The 17,375-nt window shown below is 65.7% G+C and carries 10 protein-coding genes and 1 pseudogene; 5 read left to right on the top strand and 6 right to left on the bottom strand.

The genetic code is table 11. The annotated features are described in order from the left end of the window. Positions 1 to 8: 8 nt before the first annotated feature. Positions 9 to 1,058 carry a saccharopine dehydrogenase family protein gene (locus tag ABG80_RS12960; RefSeq protein WP_058088022.1) on the top strand — a complete coding sequence of 350 codons (1,050 nt, stop codon included), beginning with the start codon at positions 9 to 11 and terminating at the stop codon, positions 1,056 to 1,058. On the opposite strand, the pseudogene ABG80_RS12955 reads toward ABG80_RS12960, so the two are convergent. Further along, positions 1,051 to 2,526, bottom strand: a pseudogene (locus ABG80_RS12955) (flavin-containing monooxygenase); the annotation flags it as partial. The gene ABG80_RS12960 and the pseudogene ABG80_RS12955 overlap by 8 nt on opposite strands. 144 nt (positions 2,527 to 2,670) lie before the next feature. Here ABG80_RS12955 and ABG80_RS12950 point away from each other — a divergent pair. Next, positions 2,671 to 3,699 carry an AraC family transcriptional regulator gene (locus ABG80_RS12950; RefSeq protein ID WP_058088021.1) on the top strand — a complete coding sequence of 343 codons (1,029 nt, stop codon included), beginning with the start codon at positions 2,671 to 2,673 and terminating at the stop codon, positions 3,697 to 3,699. Positions 3,700 to 3,906: 207 nt separating this feature from the next. On the opposite strand, the gene ABG80_RS12945 is transcribed toward ABG80_RS12950, so the two are convergent. Together ABG80_RS12945 and ABG80_RS12940 are read right to left on the bottom strand one after the other, a co-directional pair. Beyond that, positions 3,907 to 6,351 carry a hypothetical protein gene (locus ABG80_RS12945; protein WP_058088020.1) on the bottom strand — a complete coding sequence of 815 codons (2,445 nt, stop codon included), beginning with the start codon at positions 6,349 to 6,351 and terminating at the stop codon, positions 3,907 to 3,909. Between the two features lie 475 nt (positions 6,352 to 6,826). Then, positions 6,827 to 7,309 (bottom strand): GreA/GreB family elongation factor, encoded by a 483-nt coding sequence (locus tag ABG80_RS12940; RefSeq protein ID WP_058088195.1) that lies wholly within the window; start codon positions 7,307 to 7,309, stop codon positions 6,827 to 6,829. Between the two features lie 125 nt (positions 7,310 to 7,434). Here ABG80_RS12940 and ABG80_RS12935 point away from each other — a divergent pair, with 125 nt between their 5' ends. Beyond that, positions 7,435 to 8,094 carry a glutathione S-transferase gene (locus ABG80_RS12935; RefSeq protein ID WP_321166056.1) on the top strand — a complete coding sequence of 220 codons (660 nt, stop codon included), beginning with the start codon at positions 7,435 to 7,437 and terminating at the stop codon, positions 8,092 to 8,094. A gap of 28 nt (positions 8,095 to 8,122) precedes the next feature. Here ABG80_RS12935 and ABG80_RS12930 read toward each other — a convergent pair whose 3' ends face one another. Further along, the gene (locus ABG80_RS12930) at positions 8,123 to 9,313 is read right to left on the bottom strand and encodes an alkane 1-monooxygenase (protein WP_058088019.1); all 1,191 of its coding nucleotides are present in this window, start codon (positions 9,311 to 9,313) and stop codon (positions 8,123 to 8,125) included. Between the two features lie 124 nt (positions 9,314 to 9,437). Here ABG80_RS12930 and ABG80_RS12925 point away from each other — a divergent pair, with 124 nt between their 5' ends. Continuing rightward, complete coding sequence (locus ABG80_RS12925) at positions 9,438 to 10,517, top strand: AraC family transcriptional regulator (protein WP_058088018.1); 1,080 nt, start codon at positions 9,438 to 9,440, stop codon at positions 10,515 to 10,517. Here the strand turns inward: ABG80_RS12925 and ABG80_RS23975 are convergent. After that, complete coding sequence (locus ABG80_RS23975) at positions 10,490 to 12,034, bottom strand: methyl-accepting chemotaxis protein (protein ID WP_058088017.1); 1,545 nt, start codon at positions 12,032 to 12,034, stop codon at positions 10,490 to 10,492. The genes ABG80_RS12925 and ABG80_RS23975 overlap by 28 nt on opposite strands. Positions 12,035 to 12,211: 177 nt before the next feature. Between ABG80_RS23975 and dnaE the strand changes: the two genes are divergently transcribed. Next, entirely contained in the window at positions 12,212 to 15,754 is a 3,543-nt protein-coding gene (gene dnaE / locus ABG80_RS12915) for a DNA polymerase III subunit alpha (RefSeq protein WP_058088016.1), read from the top strand. Positions 15,755 to 15,763: 9 nt separating this feature from the next. Here the strand turns inward: dnaE and ABG80_RS12910 are convergent, their stop codons facing one another. After that, positions 15,764 to 17,323, bottom strand: a complete 1,560-nt coding sequence (locus ABG80_RS12910) for a TadG family pilus assembly protein (RefSeq protein ID WP_160322535.1) — start codon at positions 17,321 to 17,323, stop codon at positions 15,764 to 15,766. Positions 17,324 to 17,375 lie beyond the last annotated feature (52 nt).

Raw genomic sequence — 17,375 nt, 5'->3', positions numbered from 1 at the left:
CTGACAACATGGTGTGGATGATTTACGGCGCCAATGGCTACACGGGTGAGCTCATCGCCCGCGAAGCCGTTGCCAGGGGCACGACCCCGATCCTGGCGGGACGCAGCCGCGCCAAGATCGAGCGCCTTGCACGAGAGCTCAAGCTGGACTTCCGGGTCTTCGGCCTGGACCATCCCGCCCACATCGCGGCCCAGCTCAAGGGCGTCAAGGCGGTCCTGCTGACGGCGGGGCCGTTCTCATCAACGAGCCAGCCCATGGTTCAGGCCTGCATCCAGGCGGGTGCGCACTACCTCGATATCACCGGGGAAATCGACGTGTTCGAGCAGGTCGCCAGCAGCGATGGCGCGGCGCGGCAGGCCGGCGTGGTGCTTTGCCCGGGCGTGGGCTTCGATGTCATCCCGACCGACTGCATCGCGGCCGCGCTGAAGCAGGCCCTGCCTGATGCGGTGGAGCTGCGCCTGGGCTTCGACACGACCGTGAGCCTGTCACCCGGCACGATGAAGACCACGCTGGAGAGCACGCCCGAGGGTGGGCGCGTTCGCCGCGACGGCAAGCTGATCAAGGTGCCCTTGGCGCACGAGGTCAGGCGCATCGATTTTGGTCGGGGAGAGCGCCTGGCGGTGGCCGTGCCGTGGGGCGACGTGTCGACCGCGTTCCACACCACGGGCATCCCCAACGTCACGGTGTTCATCCCCACGTCCCGGCTCGGGGTCATCGGCATGAAGCTGGGCAACGTCTTCGCCCCGCTGTTGAAGCTGCCTGTGGTTCAGCGGGCCTTGGGCGCCTTGGTGTCCAAGCTCGTCAAAGGCCCCGATGAGGCGGCGAGGGCTCGAATGCCCGCCTACGTTTGGGGCGAGGCCGTCAACGCGCGTGGCGTGCGCCGCACCGCCCGCGTGCAAACGGTCAACGGCTACACCCTGACCATCCCGGGGGCGCTCACCGTGACGGAGCACCTGCTCAAGCACGGTGCACCCGCTGGCTTCACCACGCCATCGAGGCTGATGGGCTCGGGGCTGGTGAGCCAACTGCCAGGGTGCGGTCAGATCAGCCTTGGCTGAAGTGGTACGCGTTGAGTGAAGCGTGGCGCGTGAGCCAGCGGTAGCCGAAGGTGAAGCCCGGCCAATTGGTGCTGTTGTGGCCGTTGGCGTCCACGTACCAGCTTTTGCAGCCTTGCCAAACGGTGGCGCGCAGGCGGTTCTGGATGGTGCTGTTGAAGCGGGTGTAGCGCTTGGCATCCACCTCCACCGTGCTGGCGCCTGCCCGGTCAGCGGCCTTGAGGCAGCGCATCACGTGGGCGATCTGGCTTTCCAGCATGTAGATGATGGAGTTGTGGCCCAGGTTGGTGTTGGGGCCATAGAGCATGAAGAAGTTGGGGAAGCCCGGCACGGTCATGCCCAGGTAGGCTTGCGCGCCCTGTTGCCAGGCGTGGTTGAGGTCCTGCCCATCGCGGCCCGTGATCGTCATGGGCGCGAGGAACTCCGTGGCGGCAAAGCCGGTGCCGTAGACGATCGCATCAGCGGGGTGGTGTTGCCCGTCCACTGTTTCCACACCATCGGCCGTGATGCGGCGGATGCCCTGGGTGACCAGGTTCACATTGGGCCTGGTCATGGTGGCCAGGTAGTCGTTGGACAGCAGGATGCGTTTGCACCCGATGGGGTAGTCGGGCGTCAGTTGTGCGCGCAGCGCGGGGTCTGGCACTTGCTTGCGAAGCAGCGCCTTGAACGGCACGCCCACCGCCAGCTTCATCAAGGACTTGATGCGGGTGAAGGCGATGGCGCGGCTTTCGTAATGGGCATAGATGCGGGCCCGGTGAAGTCTCATCGTCCAGGGCAGGGCGCGGAACAGGGCCTTGCGCCAGCCAGCATAGGGGCCATCAGGGCGAGGCAGGATGTAGGCGGCCGAACGCTGAAACACCGTCAGCTGGCTCACCTGGCCCGCGATGGCGGGCACGAACTGGATGGCCGAGGCACCGGTGCCGATCACGGCGACGCGTTGGCCGGTCAGGTCATGGCTGTGGTCCCACAGGGCCGAGTGACAGACGTGCCCCTTGAACTGCGCCATGCCCTCCAGCTTGGGGTAGACCGGGCGGCTGAGCTGCCCCGTGGCCGTGACCACGTGACGCGCTTGCAGCACCTCGCCGCTGGTCAAGTTCACGGTCCACAGCGCGAGGCCCTCGTCGAAGCTCGCCCGCGCCACCTCGCAGCCAAAGCGGATGGACGGCAGCAGGCCGTGCTTTCTCGCGCAGTGCTGCAGGTACTGATGGATCTCGGCCTGCCGAGCAAACACGCGAGACCAGTTCGGGTTGGGCTCGAACGAGAACGAGTACAGGTGCGATGGCACGTCGCACGCGGCGCCGGGGTAGGTGTTGTCTCGCCACACGCCACCCACGTCGCTTTGCTTTTCCAGGATGAGGAAGTTGCCCAGGCCCGCCTTCTTCAAAGAGATGGCCATCCCGATGCCTGCGAAGCCTGATCCGATGATGAGGGTGTGGAAGGGGGCGCTGCCCTCTGAGCCGGTGCGGTGCATGTGTTGAAGCCTCTCGTTGCGACGAAGGTCTGTTCCTTGAGCGCGAATCATGCGCAACGCCACCCGCGTCGGGAATGTTGACTCAGGTCAATCGCTTTATGATTTGGGCCAAACGCATCGGTGTTCACCCTCCATCGGCCTTCCATGAACTTCTGGGATTTCAAGCGCAGTTCGGCGAGCGTGCGGCTCATGGTCGAGTTCGGCCAGGAGCGCGGTCTGGACGCCGCCAAGATCCTGGCGCGCTCGGGCCTGAAAGAAGCCGATCTGGCGGACCTGTCCATCGAACTCGACGCCAGCCAGGAGCTGTGCGTGGTGGGCAACCTCATTCGCGCGTGCAGGCAGCCTGGGCTGGGGCTGGAGATGGGCATGCGCTACAACTTCGCTTCATACGGGTTGTGGGGCCTGGGCTTGATCAGCAGCGCGACGGCTGGCGACGCCTTGGCGCTGGCGCTGCGGTTCATTCCCCTGACGTTTGCGTTCTGCCGCATATCGGGCGGCATGGAGGGCGACATGTTCACCGTGACCTTCGAGGCCCCGGACGTGGAGCCTGCGGTGCAGCGCTTCCTGGTCGAGCGAGATGTGGCCGCAGCCGCTCGGCTCATGAAAGAGGTGCTGGGGCCGGAGTTTGCTTTGTCGCGGTTCACCCTCCAGCACACCGTTGAGCGCGGTGGCGGCCGCGTTGAAGACCTGGTGCGGGTGGTGGGGGTGAGGCCAGAGTTCGGTGCGCCCAGCAACAGCCTGACGTCAGATCGCCAGCTGCTGGCCTTGCGGCTTCCGCAGGCCAACCCGGTGACGGTGGCGATGTGCGAGCGGGCCTGCGAAGAGTTGATGGAGCGGCGCCGAGCCCGACTGGGCACCGGTGAGTTCTTGCGCCAATACCTGGCGGCTGCACCGATGAACATGGCGCCGGACCTGCCCCAGGCGGCGCGGGCGCTGGGGCTCAGCGACAGGACGCTCAAGCGCAGGCTTCAGGACGAAGGGCTCACCTACCGGGCGCTGCTGGCCGAGGTGCGCGGTGGCCAGGCGAACCAGTTGTTGGGGGATCAGACCCTGTCGCTCACCGAGATCGCAGAGCGCATGGGGTTCAGTGATCATTCGAGCTTTTCGCAGGCTTACAAGAGGTGGTTCGGGGTGGCGCCGAGTGTGAGGCGAGTGGGCGGTGGCGCAGCTTGACGTCTCGCGTGACGGGAGCGGCTGTTAGCGGTTGGTTCGACTGGATGGTTTGCAGTGCCATCCATCGACGCCCAGTCGGGATTTGTCGCGCAAGCCGCCCACGGCGATGCAGCTGACGCACGCCTACATCGAGTCGGAGAGCGCGGCCGGCGGCGAACCGTCGGCCGACTCCTGCCTATCGCACGTTCACCGCTTTTGCTACAAGGCTTATTGCTCGATCTCCAAGACGTGCCACTGCGCAGTGGCGGAGACGGTCAAGGAAAGCTCACGTCCGCTGAGGGCGGGAATCGGCCGACTTGTGGGGGCCGCGCTCCCCAACTTGTATTCCTTGATCGAGCGCACAGCGGTGGTGGTGGGCAGCACGACCTTCAAGTTGACGGGCGCTGTGGTGGCTGTGACCGGAACTGGCCGCACCACATGCACCACGAACTTGCTCGTGGGCGTCGACGAGATCTTGTTCTCGCCCCAGCTGACGAGCACGCCTTCCATCGCCGCGGCAGGTGCGCCGCTGGCCCACTTGACGTCCAACCGCGACTTTCCGAAGCTGTTGGTGGTGGCCGAGGGCGCCAGGGCTGGCAGTGCCGAAGCGATGACCGGATCGCCCACTTTGATCTTTTCGCGCACATCGCCGGCAATGTAGACGTTGCCGACCCCGGAGGGGCCGTTGGTGCTGGCCGTGATGCCAGGCAGTGTGATCGATGTGCCTTGAGGCACGTTCCCGGCCAGGGGCTGCCCAGTGGGGCTGACCAGCTTCACCATGGTGCGGCTGGCGTCGTCCGGATAGAACTCGGCGCTGCCGACCGTCCACAGCGATTGGCCGCGGTTCAGGAAGTCGGCTGCCTCGAAGCCGGTACGCAAGTACGTCAGTTCGGCGCCCCTCGGCACCGCCTGCGCCGTGGCCGAGCTGACGACCAGATGCCTTGCGTTGGCATCCTGCGTGTATGTCACAGCCACCGGCCCGCTGCTGGCCGGCTTGAACACGGCGTAGCCAGGAGTGCCTGCGGTCAGGCCCGCAAACAGCTTTTCGCTGGACAAGGTCAGGCGCGCTTCCGTCTGGCCGGCCTTGGGGCCGCTGGTGTGTGTGTAGTCGACATTGGCGGCCACATAAGGAAGGGGCGTGAGACGGCGTGTGAACTCAATGGCCTGCCGGCTGTTGGTGGGGGTGATCTGCCGGACGGCCGAGCACACCCCGATCTGGTCCGCGTCCGACTTCGCGAGGTAGAGCGCACCCACGGTGGTGACCATGGCGGTGACGTACGTCCGGTCATTGATCGTCACCTGTGAGCCGGCGGGAATGGCCTTGAGCGTGCCAATCCCTTCGAAATCAAGCGCGATCACATTGGGGTAGGAGGGGTGGGGCGTCTTCTTGGTGACGCGCGATGTCTCCATGAAGCCCATGTGCCCGTCGATGACGTAATTGTCGAACAGGCTCTTGTTGCCGCTGATGAGGTTGAAGACATCGGCGAAGCGCGCCGGGTCACCGAAGTAGCGCTCGGCCTCGCCTGTCCGGCATGCGCCGGGGAAAGTGCCAGGCGAACACATGTAGATGTCCCAAGGGGCGACCGCCTGGGCACCCAGGGCATAGGCGCTCATGGTCACGCGCCGGTATTCGTCGGTTTGCCGCTGCTCGGTGCTCATCACGGGGATGGGGCGGGAGCCATGGCAGGACGGAATCGGGGACGGCTCTTGCTGCAGCCTCAGCACAGGGTTGAGCACGACGCGCTTGCCAGTGAACTTGAATGGCGCGATGAACTGCGTGAGGGCGAACGGATCGGTCTGGCTCAGTGGCAACTCGGTGTTGACCCAATCTATGTTGCGGTCCATCACCTTGGAGTAATAAGGCCAGTAGGCGGTGTTGGCCATCAGCGTGCCGCTCGCGCCCATCACGTTGCGCACTTCATTGCGCAGCGAGCCCAGGTGGTCGTTGCTCACCTTTTCGCTGAAGCGCAAAAACAGGCTCTGGAGTTCAGCTGTCAGAGGGGCATTCTGGAAGCTGTATTCGCCGCGCACGTACTTGGCATAGTCGAACTTCTCGCCGGTGGTCGAGATGTCAAGCGACGGCAGTTGCTGCTTGAATGCCGGAGCCAGTCGGTCTTTCAGGAAGGTGTTGAACTGGCTGCTGCCGTGGCAACCCTTGCGGCCATCCCTGTCGCCGGTCAGCGCGCTGGCGAAGTTCGTGCCGCCGTCGTCGTACTGAACGGAGTTGCAGCCGGCTGCCTTGGCATCGGCAATGAGCGTCTTCTGGAGTTGCTCACGCTTGAGTGCATCGCCGATGTACTTGCCGGCGACGATCGCGTTGAGAGGCAGACCATCGGCACTCAGACAGGCCTGCGCTTCATCAGCCGTGCTCTGGTTGTTGATCAGGACGTGGTTGTTGATGGTGCACTGCGCCTTCATGCCCAGGTTGATGAAGGGCTGGGTGGAGTAGATCCCACCGTTCTTGGATGTGTAGTGCCACCAGAGCACCGTGGCATGGAAGCCGTCGGCCGCCTGGAGGGCGGCCGACTGGGTGGCCGGTGCCGCGCGTCCATCAAAGCGCCAACTGAACAAGATGTCGCTGGGTGAAGGGGCCTGGGCCTGGACGGGGGCGGATGCGGTCGCAGCCATGCCGGCTGCCAGCGCGAGCGCGCTGTAGCGATGTCGTTGCTTCATGATTCCCTGCTTTGTGATCGATGTGGGTAGAGAGCATCGAGGCCCTCTTCGGACATTTCATCACAGCTCTCTAAAGCAGGGTGTTACAAAACGCTGAACCTGCGCAGGCCTTCTTGGAGGTGGTCGCGCCATGCTGCGAAGACAGGCGCAAGTGCGGCGAGGCCCTGATGCTCCGAAATCGGGCTCCGGTGTCAGACCCCATTGCGCCTCTTGCAAGGCCGTTATGCAAAAGCGCATCGCATCCAGCCCTGTGCTGCTGAAGTCGATGTACTCGTGGCACGCGTGGTCGGGCACCGCGGGTGCGTGCAGTCCGATGTCGGGTGGTATGAAACGGGTCCGGCTCGCGATGCCTCACCGACCGAGTCCACGGTTCCGAGCTGCCTGCAGTCACCGTTCGCCGGTGACTTCTCAAGCCTCGCTGCTGGTTTCAAAGCCCTGCTCACCTCGCTCAACCGGGCGTGAACTCACTTACGGCTCAAACAACCTCCAGCACCTCAAACTGCTGCCGGATCTGAGCGACCTGTATCGCCACCTCATCCCCCTCGAACTTGCCCAGCAAGGCCTTGCCCAATGGGGCTTCGACGCTGATGACCTGAACGGGCTGAGTGCCGCAGACCAACTTCATGGTGCCCCCAACGGGTCCCAGAAAGAGTCGTTGCTGCTTGTCGGTGGCATCTGCCAGGCAGACCAACGCGCCGAGCTGTATGCCTTTGCTGGGCTCGTAGGGACCTGGGCGGAACTGACGCCAATTGGCCATCACCTGGCGGATGGCTTCGGCGCGCTGAGCTTGGCCGGAGGCCAGGTAGGCGGCTTCGAGTCCCAGCGTGTCGTATTTGTTTTCGGCGATGTTTTCTTCGTGGGTCGCCGTTTCATGGGCCACCCGCGCTGCCTGTTCGGCTTGCAGCAGGTCTTCGGCGAGCCGTTCCAGCACCTGCTGCTTCAGCAAGAATTTATCCATGGTGAAAGGCAGGCGCATCGCACGAGGTTAGGCTGGTTTCGATTGTCACGGGGCCTGCCAGCCTTCTGTGCATCTGTGTCAGTCCGCAGCATACTGGCCCGTCCAAACCAAACCCAGGAGCCCCCATGCCACCCCTGCGCCTCATCGGCATGCTCGACTCGCCCTATGTGCGCCGCGTGGCCATCTCCATGCACTGCCTGGGCGTGGCGTTCGAGCACGAGGCCGTCTCTGTCGTCAGCACCTTTGCGCAGTTCCAGCGCATCAACCCCGTCGTCAAGGCGCCCACGCTGGTCTGCCCCGATGGCGAGGTGTTGATGGACTCGTCGCTCATCCTGCAGTTCATCGAGGCGGCGCACAGCCAGGGTCGGTACCTGTGGCCTTCCGAGGCCCACGAGCTGCAGCACGACTTCTGCGTGCTGAGCCTGGCCATGGCCGCGTGCGACAAGGGCGTGCAGTCCATTTACGAGCGCAAGCTGCGCCCCGCGGACAAGCAGCATGGCCCTTGGCTGGAGCGCGTGCGGGGGCAGCTCGTGGCAGCGCTCGCGGGCCTGGAGCAAGCGGTGGCTCGGCAGCCCGAGGCGCTGGCGCCGGTGCAGGGCCAACCCACGCGGCAGGCGGGCATCACGGCCGCCATCGCCTGGCAGTTTGTCGGTGAGGTCGAGCCCAGCCTGGCGGTGGCAGCCACGCACCCGGTGTTGGCAGCCCTGGCCGCGAAGATGGAATCCACCGAGGCCTTCAAGCGGTTTCCGCCTGTGGGGCCTGGGGTGAGCCCTCCTGCGGCGTGACGCTGGCGGGCTGGGGCATGACCAGGCCTCAGGCCGCAGCCCCCACCTCATCCTTCATCCCGAAGGCCTTGACCAGCCGCTTGCGCTGCGCCGGCAGGAAGTTGATGCGCGAGGCGTCGCCACCCGTGGCCTTGACCACGCGCTTGTCCATCACGGCAAACCACAGCCAGGGCACGTAAGCGACCAGGAACATGCCCGTGTAGCCCAGTGGCAGGAAGGTGGGGATGTCGTGGAAGCTGCGCAGCGACTGGTAGCTGCGCGTGGGGTTGGCGTGGTGGTCGGAGTGGCGCTGCAGCTGGAAGGTCAGGATGTTGGACAGCACGTGGTTGCTGTTCCACGAGTGGTGCGGCTGGCAGTGCTCGTAGCGGCCATCGGCCTTTTTCTGGCGCACCAGGCCGTAGTGCTCGATGTAGTTGGCCGAGGTCAGCATGAAGGCGCCCAGGAAGGCCAGCACCATCAGCAACACCAACGCTTGCGTGCCCAGCCACAAGGTCATGCCACCCCAGACGATGGCGGTGCCGATCCAGCCCTGCACGATCTCGTTGTCCAGGCTCCAGGCCGACTTGCCCTGGCGCTCCAGGCGCTCGACCTCCAGGTCCCAGCCGCGGAAGTAGGCGCCGGGCATCTCGCGGAACATGAAGCGGTAGATGGTCTCGCCCATCTTGGACGAGGCCGGGTCTTCCGGCGTGGCCACGTGGCGGTGGTGGCCGCGGTTGTGCTCGATGCAGAAGTGCACGTAGGCACCCAGCGAGAGGTTGAACAGCGCGGCCTTGCGGGGCAGCCATTCCTTCTTGTGGCCGAGCTCGTGGCTCATGTTCATCACCAGGCCCAGCATGAAGCCGTTGATGATGACGGTGGTGACGACGCCATACCAAGGCACCGCGTGCGTGCTCAGGAACCACACGTTGAACAGCGTGGTGGCCCAGCCCACGGGGATGGCCAGGTAGATCATCCAGCGGTAGAAGGCGCGGCGCTCGAGGTCGGGCACGGCGGCTTCGGGCGGGTTGCTGGTGTCGTCGCCGATCAGCCAGTCGAGGATGGGCACCAGCACGAACAGCACCAGAAAGGGCAGGACGTACCAGGCGGCGTGGTCTTGACCCATCAGGTGGGCGATGGGGCCTGTGGCGACGATGGCCGGGATCAGGGCGGGCAGCAGCCAAAGCGGTTTCTTCGGGTCCCGGTAGGACGTGGCCAATGGGTCGGGTAGCACGGCGCTCATGTTGTTGTCTCCTCGGTGTGTCTCGGTGTGAAACCGTGAAATGGGGTGATGCGATCTTGCGAGGGCAGGGCGAAATGGGGTACCGTCGGCGCTGGCAACTTATCGTCATTTGGTGACAAACCCTGTGAGCCCCCGAACCCTTCCCGCGCAGGCGGCCGACTGGCTGGCGCCCGCGCTGCACCCCATCTACGCCCGGCTGATCTGCGCCGAGATGCGCCGCCGTGGCTTCGATGAGGCGCAGATCCTGGCGGGCACTCGGTTGAACTGGGCCGCGCTGCACGAGGGCAACCGCTACCTGAGCTTCGACGAGGTGACCCGGCTGATCCGGCGCGCGGTGGCGCTCACGCAAGAGCCCTGGCTGGGCATCACGGTGGGTTGGGGCACGCAGTTGTCGGCGCACGGGCCGGTGGGCGTGGCGGCCATGTCGTGCGACAACGTGGGGCAGGCGCTGGCTTTGATCCAGCGACACGCCGGCTTGCGACAAAGCCTGATCTCGCTGGAGGTGGCCACACAAGGCGAGGAGGTGACCTTGTGGATGCGCGAGCACCTGCAGGCGCCCGACGTGCGCGAGTACATCATGGGCCACCTGATGGGCGCGGGCCTGCGCCTGCTCGACACCCTCACGGGGCTGGACATGACCCGCGTGGCGCGCGTGGAGTTTGCCTTTCCGGAGCCGCCTTGGGCCGATGCCTACCGGCGCTGGTGGCCCTCGGTGAAGTTCGGTGTGGAGCGCTCGGCCATGGTGTTGCCGGCCTCCTTGCTCAGCCACCCGGGGCTGGCCCCGGACCCGCAGACCCACCGCATGGCCCTGCGCGAGTGCGAGCGCCTGTGGTCACAGCAGAACGACCCGCGCGACCGACTGGGGCCCGTGGGCGATCGCGTCTTGCGCCAGTTGCTGGCCTGCGAGGGCCGCTACCCGACCCTGATCGAGCTGGCCGAGCGCGAGCACGTCTCCAGCCGCACGCTGATCCGCAAGCTGCGCGACGAGGGCCTGACCTACCAGCAACTGCTGGACCGCGTGCGCGAGGACCTGGCCTGCTGGTGGCTGCTCAACTCCGACCTGACGGTCGAGGTCATCGCCGACCGGCTCGGCTACCAGGACACGTCCAACTTCAGTCGCACCTTTCGGCGCTGGGTGGGCATGCCCCCGAGTGATTTCAGGCGATCGGCCGGTGCTCAGACCTTGAACACCGCCACCGACTGAACCAGCTCGGCGGCCTGGTGCTGCAGGCTCTCGGAGGCCGAGGCCGACTCTTCCACCAAGGCCGCGTTCTGCTGCGTGCCGTGGTCCATTTGCTGGATGGCCTGACCGACCACCGACACACCGGCTTGCTGCTCGGCGCTGGCCGTGCTGATCTCGGCCACGATGGTGTTGACGCGACCGATGGCGTCCACGATCTGGACCATGGTGTCGCCCGCCTGGTTGACCAGCGTGCTGCCACGCTCGACGCGCTCGGCACTGGCCGTGATGAGGTGCTTGATCTCGCGGGCGGCACCCGCGCTGCGCTGCGCCAGCGAACGCACCTCGGCAGCCACCACCGCGAAGCCTCGGCCTTGTTCACCCGCGCGGGCGGCCTCCACCGCCGCGTTCAGCGCCAGGATGTTGGTCTGGAAGGCGATGCCGTCGATCACCGAGATGATGTCTGAGATCTTGCGCGAGGCCTCGTTGATGCCCTGCATCGTCTCGACCACTTCGCGCACGACCCCGCCACCTTCTTCTGCGACCTTGGCCGCTTCCTGAGCCATGGTGGTGGCCTGCAGCGCGTTCTCTGCGTTGCGCTGCACCGTGTGCCCCAGGTCCGACATCGTGGAGGCGGTTTGCTGCAGCGAGCCGGCTTGTTGCTCGGTGCGCTGGGACAGGTCCTGGCTGCCTTGTGAAATCTGCGCGCTGGCCGTGGCCACGGCTTCGGCGTTGCCGCGCACCCTCGTGACCACCTGGGTCAGGCTGCTTTGCATGTCGCACAGCGCCTCCAGCAACGGGGTGAACTCGTCGCGGTGGTCTTCCTGGATGGTGGTGCGCAGGTCGCCGTCGCGCACGCGTTCGGCCACCTCTCGAGATCTGTCCACTCGCCGCTTCAGGGTGCGACCGATCCACCAGGACAGCGTCACCATGGCGCCGCCGATGAAGACGAACACACCGATGAGCACCGTCAGCGTCTGCTGGATGCTGGACTGGATGCGTGCGATGTCCTGCTCGGCGCTGTCGCGCTGGTAGCTCACGGTTGCTGCGAGCTCCTTGAGCAGCGCGTTGCGAGCGGGGATGGTGTGATCCACCAGGTAAGCGAAGGCTTCGTCCTTGCGGCCCTCGGTGATGAGTTTGACGTTGGTTTCCCCATGTACCCAGAAGGCCCGGACCGCCGGCGGGATGGCTTCAAAGCGTTGCTTGCCAGATTCGGTGAACAGCTGTTGCTCGTAGGTTTTGAGCAACTGCTCGATCAGTTCGCGCTTGGCTTGAACGTCCTGCAAGGCCGCGTCGCGCTCGGCGGGCGTGCGCGCCAGCATGGCGTGGCGCAGTTGCAGTGAAGCCCGGGTGACGTTGAGCTCAACCTGGGCGATCCCGGCCAGTTGAGGGATGCGGTTCATGGCCGTCAGCCCGCTGGTGGCCGAGACGTCCTGCAGACGCCACACCGTGAAGATGGCGGCCCCGATCAACCCGGCGCAAACCAGCACCGAAGCCAGGGCGATGCGGGCAGCCAACCCGCGCTCACGGAAAAACGACATGTCGTGCTCCTTTTCGCATTCATTGTCGTTGTCGGCATGGCTCCTGAGGACTGAATGCTTGAGGCGCTCATTCGGCCGCAAATTGATACATCCTGCACGCCTGAACCCGCGAATCTGAAAAAACCACCCAAGGCGTCGAGAGCGGGGCGCAGGGCGCCGGCTTCTTACAATGGCTTCATGCCTTTCGTTCACCTCCGCGCCCACACCGAGTTCTCCGTCGTCGACGGCACCGTCCGCATCGACGACCTGGTCAAGCTTGCAGCCAAGGACAGTCAGCCCGCTGTGGCGGTGACCGACCTGTCCAACCTGTTTGGCGCGGTCAAGCTGTATTCCGCAGCGCGGAAAAAGGGTGTGCAGCCCATCATTGGCGCCGACATCTGGCTGGAGCCCGAAGAGGCCGGTCGCGCGCCCCTGCGCTTGCTGCTGCTGATCCAGAACCGCGCGGGCTACCTGCGCTTGTGCGAGCTGCTCGGCGAGGCCTGGACGGCCCCGGGCCAGCGCACGCACGCCTGGGTGAGCTGGGCCTCGCTGACCGAGCGCAACGAGGGCCTGATCTGCCTGTCCGGCGCCGAGCTGGGCCCGGTCGGCCAAGCCATCTTGATGGGCGATGTGGCCAAGGCCGAAGCCTGGGCGAAGAAGCTGGCCGAGGCCTTCCCGGGGCGCTTCTACATCGAGTTGCAGCGCGGCGGCCACCCCACCAACGAGCCGCACATCCGAGCCGCCGTGCCGCTGGCCGCCAGGCTCAAGCTGCCGGTGGTGGCCACGCACCCCATCCAGTTCCTCGCGCCCGATGACTTCGAGGCCCACGAGGCGCGCGTGTGCATCGCCGAGGGTGAAGCGCTGGGCAACCCCAAGCGCATCAAGCGCTTCACCAAGGAGCAGCACTTCAAGACCACGGCCGAGATGCAGGCGCTGTTCGCCGACATCCCGTCGGCCATCGCCAACACGGTGGCGATCGCGCGGCGCTGCTCGCTGACGCTGGTGCTGGGCAAGCCGCAGCTGCCCGACTTCCCGACGCCGATCATGCCGGACGGCCAGCCGCAGCCCATGGACGCGTTCTTCCGCGAGCTGTCGCACCAGGGCCTGCAAGAGCGGCTGGAGCACCTGTTCCCCGATGTCGCCGAGCGCGATGCCCAACGCCCACGCTACGTCGAGCGCCTGGACTTCGAGATCAACACGATCCTGAAGATGGGTTTCCCGGGTTACTTCCTGATCGTGCAGGACTTCATCAACTGGGCCAAGAACAACGGCTGCCCGGTGGGCCCGGGCCGGGGCTCGGGCGCCGGCTCGCTGGTGGCCTACGCGCTCAAGATCACCGACCTCGACCCGCTGAAGTACAACCTGCTGTTCGAGCGCTTCCTGAACCCCGAGCGGGTCTCGATGCCCGACTTCGACATCGACTTCTGCCAGGGCAACCGCGACCGCGTCATCGACTACGTGAAGGACCGCTACGGTCGCGCTGCTGTTTCGCAGATCGCCACCTTCGGCACCATGGCTGCCAAGGCCGCGCTGCGCGACGTGGGCCGCGTGCTGGGCATGGGCTACGGCCACGTCGACAGCATCGCCAAGCTGATCCCGGCACCGCCGGGCAAGACGGTGACGCTGGCCAAACTGCCACCCGACTTCGACCCCGAGAAGGCGAAGGTCATCTACGCCCGCCACGAGGCCCCCGAGATCAACGAGCGCGAGAAGGCCGAAGAAGAAGTGGCCGCGCTGCTCGAACTCGCAGAGAACGTCGAAGGCCTGGTGCGCAACATCGGCATGCACGCCGGGGGCGTGCTGATCGCGCCGGGCAAGATCACCGACTTCTGCCCGCTCTACCAGCAGCCTGGCAGCGACTCGGCCGTGAGCCAGTACGACAAGGACGACGTCGAAGCCATCGGCCTGGTGAAGTTCGACTTCCTGGGCCTGGCCACGCTGACCATCCTGGAGACGGCCAAAGAGTTCATCATGGCCCGCCACCCGGACCAGAAGGACTTCGACTTCGCCAAGATCCCGCTGGACGACGCGCCCACCTACCGGCTGCTGTCCGAAGGCAAGACCGTGGCCGTGTTCCAGCTTGAATCACGCGGCATGCAAGGCATGCTGCGCGACGCCAAGCCCAGCGTTTTCGAGGACATCATCGCGCTGGTGGCGCTGTACCGCCCGGGCCCGATGGACCTGATCCCTTCTTTCTGTGCGCGCAAGCACGGCAAGGAAGAGGTCGTGTACCCGCACCCCCTGATGAGCCAGGTGCTGGAAGAGACCTACGGCATCATGGTCTACCAGGAGCAGGTGATGCAGGTGGCCCAGATCGTGGGCGGCTACTCGCTCGGCGGCGCCGACCTGTTGCGCCGCGCCATGGGCAAGAAGAAGGTCGAGGAGATGCAGCACCACCGCGGCCTGTTCGCGGAAGGGGCGGCCAAGAACGGCATCAGCACCGAGCTCGCCAACGAGATCTTCGACCTGATGGAGAAGTTCGCGGGCTACGGCTTCAACAAGTCGCACGCGGCCGCTTACGCCTTGTTGGCCTATCACACAGCCTGGCTCAAGCACCACTACACGTCCGAATTCTTCGCAGGCAACATGACGATCGCCAGCGACGACACGGACAAGCTCAAGATCTTCCACGACGATGCCACGCAGAACTTCGGCATCACCTTCTCGCCGCCCAACGTCAACGAAGGCGAGTGGCGCTTCATCCCCACGGGCGACAAGTCCATCTGCTACGCGCTGGGCGCAGTCAAGGGCACGGGGCAGGGCGCCATCGAGGCCATCGTGGCCGAACGCCGGGCCAACGGCCCGTTCAAGAGCTTCTTCGATTTCTGCACGCGCGTGGACCGCAAGCTGGTCAACAAGCGCGTGGTCGAGGCTTTGATCAAGGCCGGCGCCTTCGACACCTTGGCGGACAACCGCGCTGCCCTGCTGGCCAGCGTGTCGCTTGCCTTCGAATACGCCGACACGCTGGCGGCCAATGCCGACCAGGGCGGCCTGTTCGACTTCGGCGACAGCCACGCCGCGTCCACCAACGAGCCCGAACTGGTGCCCACCGACCCGTGGGCGCTCAAGGAACAGCTGGGGCTGGAGAAGACCGCCATCGGCTTCTTCCTCACAGGCCACCTGTTCGACCAGGCAGAGGGCGAGATCCGGCGTTTTTGCAAGCAACGCATCGCCGACCTGCGCGACAGCCGCGACCCGCAACTGGTGGCCGGCATCGTCAGCGAGATGCGCGTCATCAACGGCGCGCGCGGGCGCGTGGGCCTGTTCAAGCTCGACGACAAGAGCGACGCCATCGAGGCCGTGGCCAACCAGGACACGCTCGACGCCAACAAGGACGTGCTCAAGGAAGACGAGCTCGTCATCATCCAGGGCAAGGTGCAGAACGACCGTTTCTCGGGCGGACTGCGCCTGAACGTGCAGCAGGTCTTCAGCCTGGCGCAGGCGCGCTGCCGCTTTGCCCGCTTCGTGCGAGTGCACGCGCCAGGGCAGCAGCTGCCCGTGGGCGAGTGGTTGCGCGAGTTCCCGGGGCGCCGCGTGGCGGCGCCTCAGCCTGACCTGCCCGACACCGTGCAGGGCCTGCCGGTGCGCGTGGTGATCGAGCGCCACACCGAGGGGCTGTCGGCGCGTGGCGAGGTGGAGCTGGGTGAGGCCTCGCGCGTGTTCCCGAGCGACGAGGCCATGGTGCGCATGCGCGAGCTGATGCCGCAGGCGCAGCCGCAGGTGGTGTACGGGGAGGGGTGAGGCCGGGGCTCAGATGATGAGCAGCGGCTTGGCGCTTTCAACATCGATGAGGCGCACACGCACCAGACCAATGTCGAAGCCGAAGGTCTGCAGCAGTGGCTCGACCACCAGGTCGGCAATCAACTTCAGCGGCGCCATGACCACGCTCTGAAGCCAGCTCAGGTCAAAAGGCAGGAAACCCAGCACCACGAACTTGATGGTGGTGTCGTCACCCAGCAGTCCGCCCAGCGTGCCGCTGCCCACGCCCTGTGTGGCCACGGCCCTTGGCAGTTGAGCGGTGCTCTGGATGGCGAAGGGCGCGCTGGCGTTGCTCGCGCTCAGCAGCGGCAACTTCAGGTCGATGCCGACCACGGGGATGCCCAGCACGGACACCGTGGCGCGTTTGCTGCCGTCGGTGGTCTTGGCGTCGTTCAGGCGCAGCACGATCACGTCGCTGGCGATGCTGAAGTTGCCGGTGGTGTTGCCCGGGGCGATCGCCAGGCTGGACAAGCGGCCTGCCGTTTGCAGGGTGTCCACGTACAGGGCCATGTCCAGGGCCGCCACAACGAGGTTGAGGTTGAGCCCCACCTTCAGGGAGAACTGAGCTGACTTGGCCTCGGTGCACCAGGCACCTGCCAGCGATTTGCCGGCGGGTCCCACGGCGATCTTCGGTGGGTTGAGCAGGTTCAACGAGATGTTGCCCACGCCCAGGATGTTCAGCCCCAGGTTGATGGTGCCTTTGCCCTTGCCCACCAGCAGGCTGGTCTGGATCAGGTCGAGCAGGTTGATGTCCACGGTGGCCGAGGCCGCCGAGGCGGGCACCTGGATGTTGAGCACGTCACGCAGGCGCACCTTCAGGCCTGAGTTGACCGAGATCGACCCCAGCTGATTGAGTTGCGTGGCCGCTGCAGCCGACGGGGATGCCGTGGCCAGCCAGCGAAACAGCTCGTCGATGGGCACCTGGCGGTCCAGCAGCTCTTCGATGGTGGCCGCGCCAGCAGCGGCTTGCAGCGCCAGCAGGTTGACCGATGTGCCAGCCAGGTCGGTCAAGGCCGCCACGCCCAGGTTCAAGCTGCTGTTGCCCAGCAAGGCACGGAACAGCGCGGTGGTGAAGTCGGCTTGGCGCTGGGTGATGCTGGCGAAGCTGGCAATCGAATAAGTGGCCTGGGGCGGGCCGCCCTTGGCCGTGGCCGTCACCTTCATCACCGTCGAGTTCGAGGAAAGCAAACCACTGGCCAGCACGCTGGGCTCGACCGTGCGGGTGAGCGTGACCTGCGCGGCGTTGCTGCTTTCAGACTCGTTGGCCTGGAAGGTGTTGACGCGGGTGGTGGCGTCGCGGCCATGGATGCCTCGCTGCAAGTCCAGGCTGTAGCCCGACGTCAGGCCGTTGGCCACCACCACGGACTGCGCCGCCTGCAGCGCGGACGTGCGGGTGCTGCCACAACCGGTGTGACGCGCTGCCGCCATGGCCGCCATGTCGGCGGTGGACTGCAACTCGCGCTTGGTCAACCACAGGCGCGCGGTCTCCAGCGTCAGGCCAGTGAGCATCAAGGCCAACAGCAGCGTGAAAACGCCCAACAGGGTGATCATGCCTCGCTGCTGCCGAGCGAGCGCGCCCAGGCGCCGCGCTCGCTGGCGGGCG

The organism is Aquabacterium parvum (genome assembly GCF_001447195.1).
Classification (GTDB): Bacteria; Pseudomonadota; Gammaproteobacteria; order Burkholderiales; family Burkholderiaceae_C; genus Aquabacterium; species Aquabacterium parvum.
The sequence above is the reverse complement of the archived record's forward strand: the minus strand, read 5'-3'. Positions and strand labels throughout refer to the sequence as shown.

What these genes read in the sequence shown, in the direction of transcription:
- ABG80_RS12960 (WP_058088022.1), top strand. Translation starts at nt 9, where the DNA reads ATGGTGTGGATGATTTACGGCGCCAATGGCTACACGGGTGAGCTCATC.
- ABG80_RS23975 (WP_058088017.1), bottom strand. Translation starts at nt 12,034, where the DNA reads ATGTCGTTTTTCCGTGAGCGCGGGTTGGCTGCCCGCATCGCCCTGGCT.
- dnaE (WP_058088016.1), top strand. Translation starts at nt 12,212, where the DNA reads ATGCCTTTCGTTCACCTCCGCGCCCACACCGAGTTCTCCGTCGTCGAC.
- ABG80_RS12930 (WP_058088019.1), bottom strand. Translation starts at nt 9,313, where the DNA reads ATGAGCGCCGTGCTACCCGACCCATTGGCCACGTCCTACCGGGACCCG.
- ABG80_RS12910 (WP_160322535.1), bottom strand. Translation starts at nt 17,323, where the DNA reads ATGATCACCCTGTTGGGCGTTTTCACGCTGCTGTTGGCCTTGATGCTC.
- ABG80_RS12950 (WP_058088021.1), top strand. Translation starts at nt 2,671, where the DNA reads ATGAACTTCTGGGATTTCAAGCGCAGTTCGGCGAGCGTGCGGCTCATG.
- ABG80_RS12935 (WP_321166056.1), top strand. Translation starts at nt 7,435, where the DNA reads ATGCCACCCCTGCGCCTCATCGGCATGCTCGACTCGCCCTATGTGCGC.
- ABG80_RS12940 (WP_058088195.1), bottom strand. Translation starts at nt 7,309, where the DNA reads ATGGATAAATTCTTGCTGAAGCAGCAGGTGCTGGAACGGCTCGCCGAA.
- ABG80_RS12945 (WP_058088020.1), bottom strand. Translation starts at nt 6,351, where the DNA reads ATGAAGCAACGACATCGCTACAGCGCGCTCGCGCTGGCAGCCGGCATG.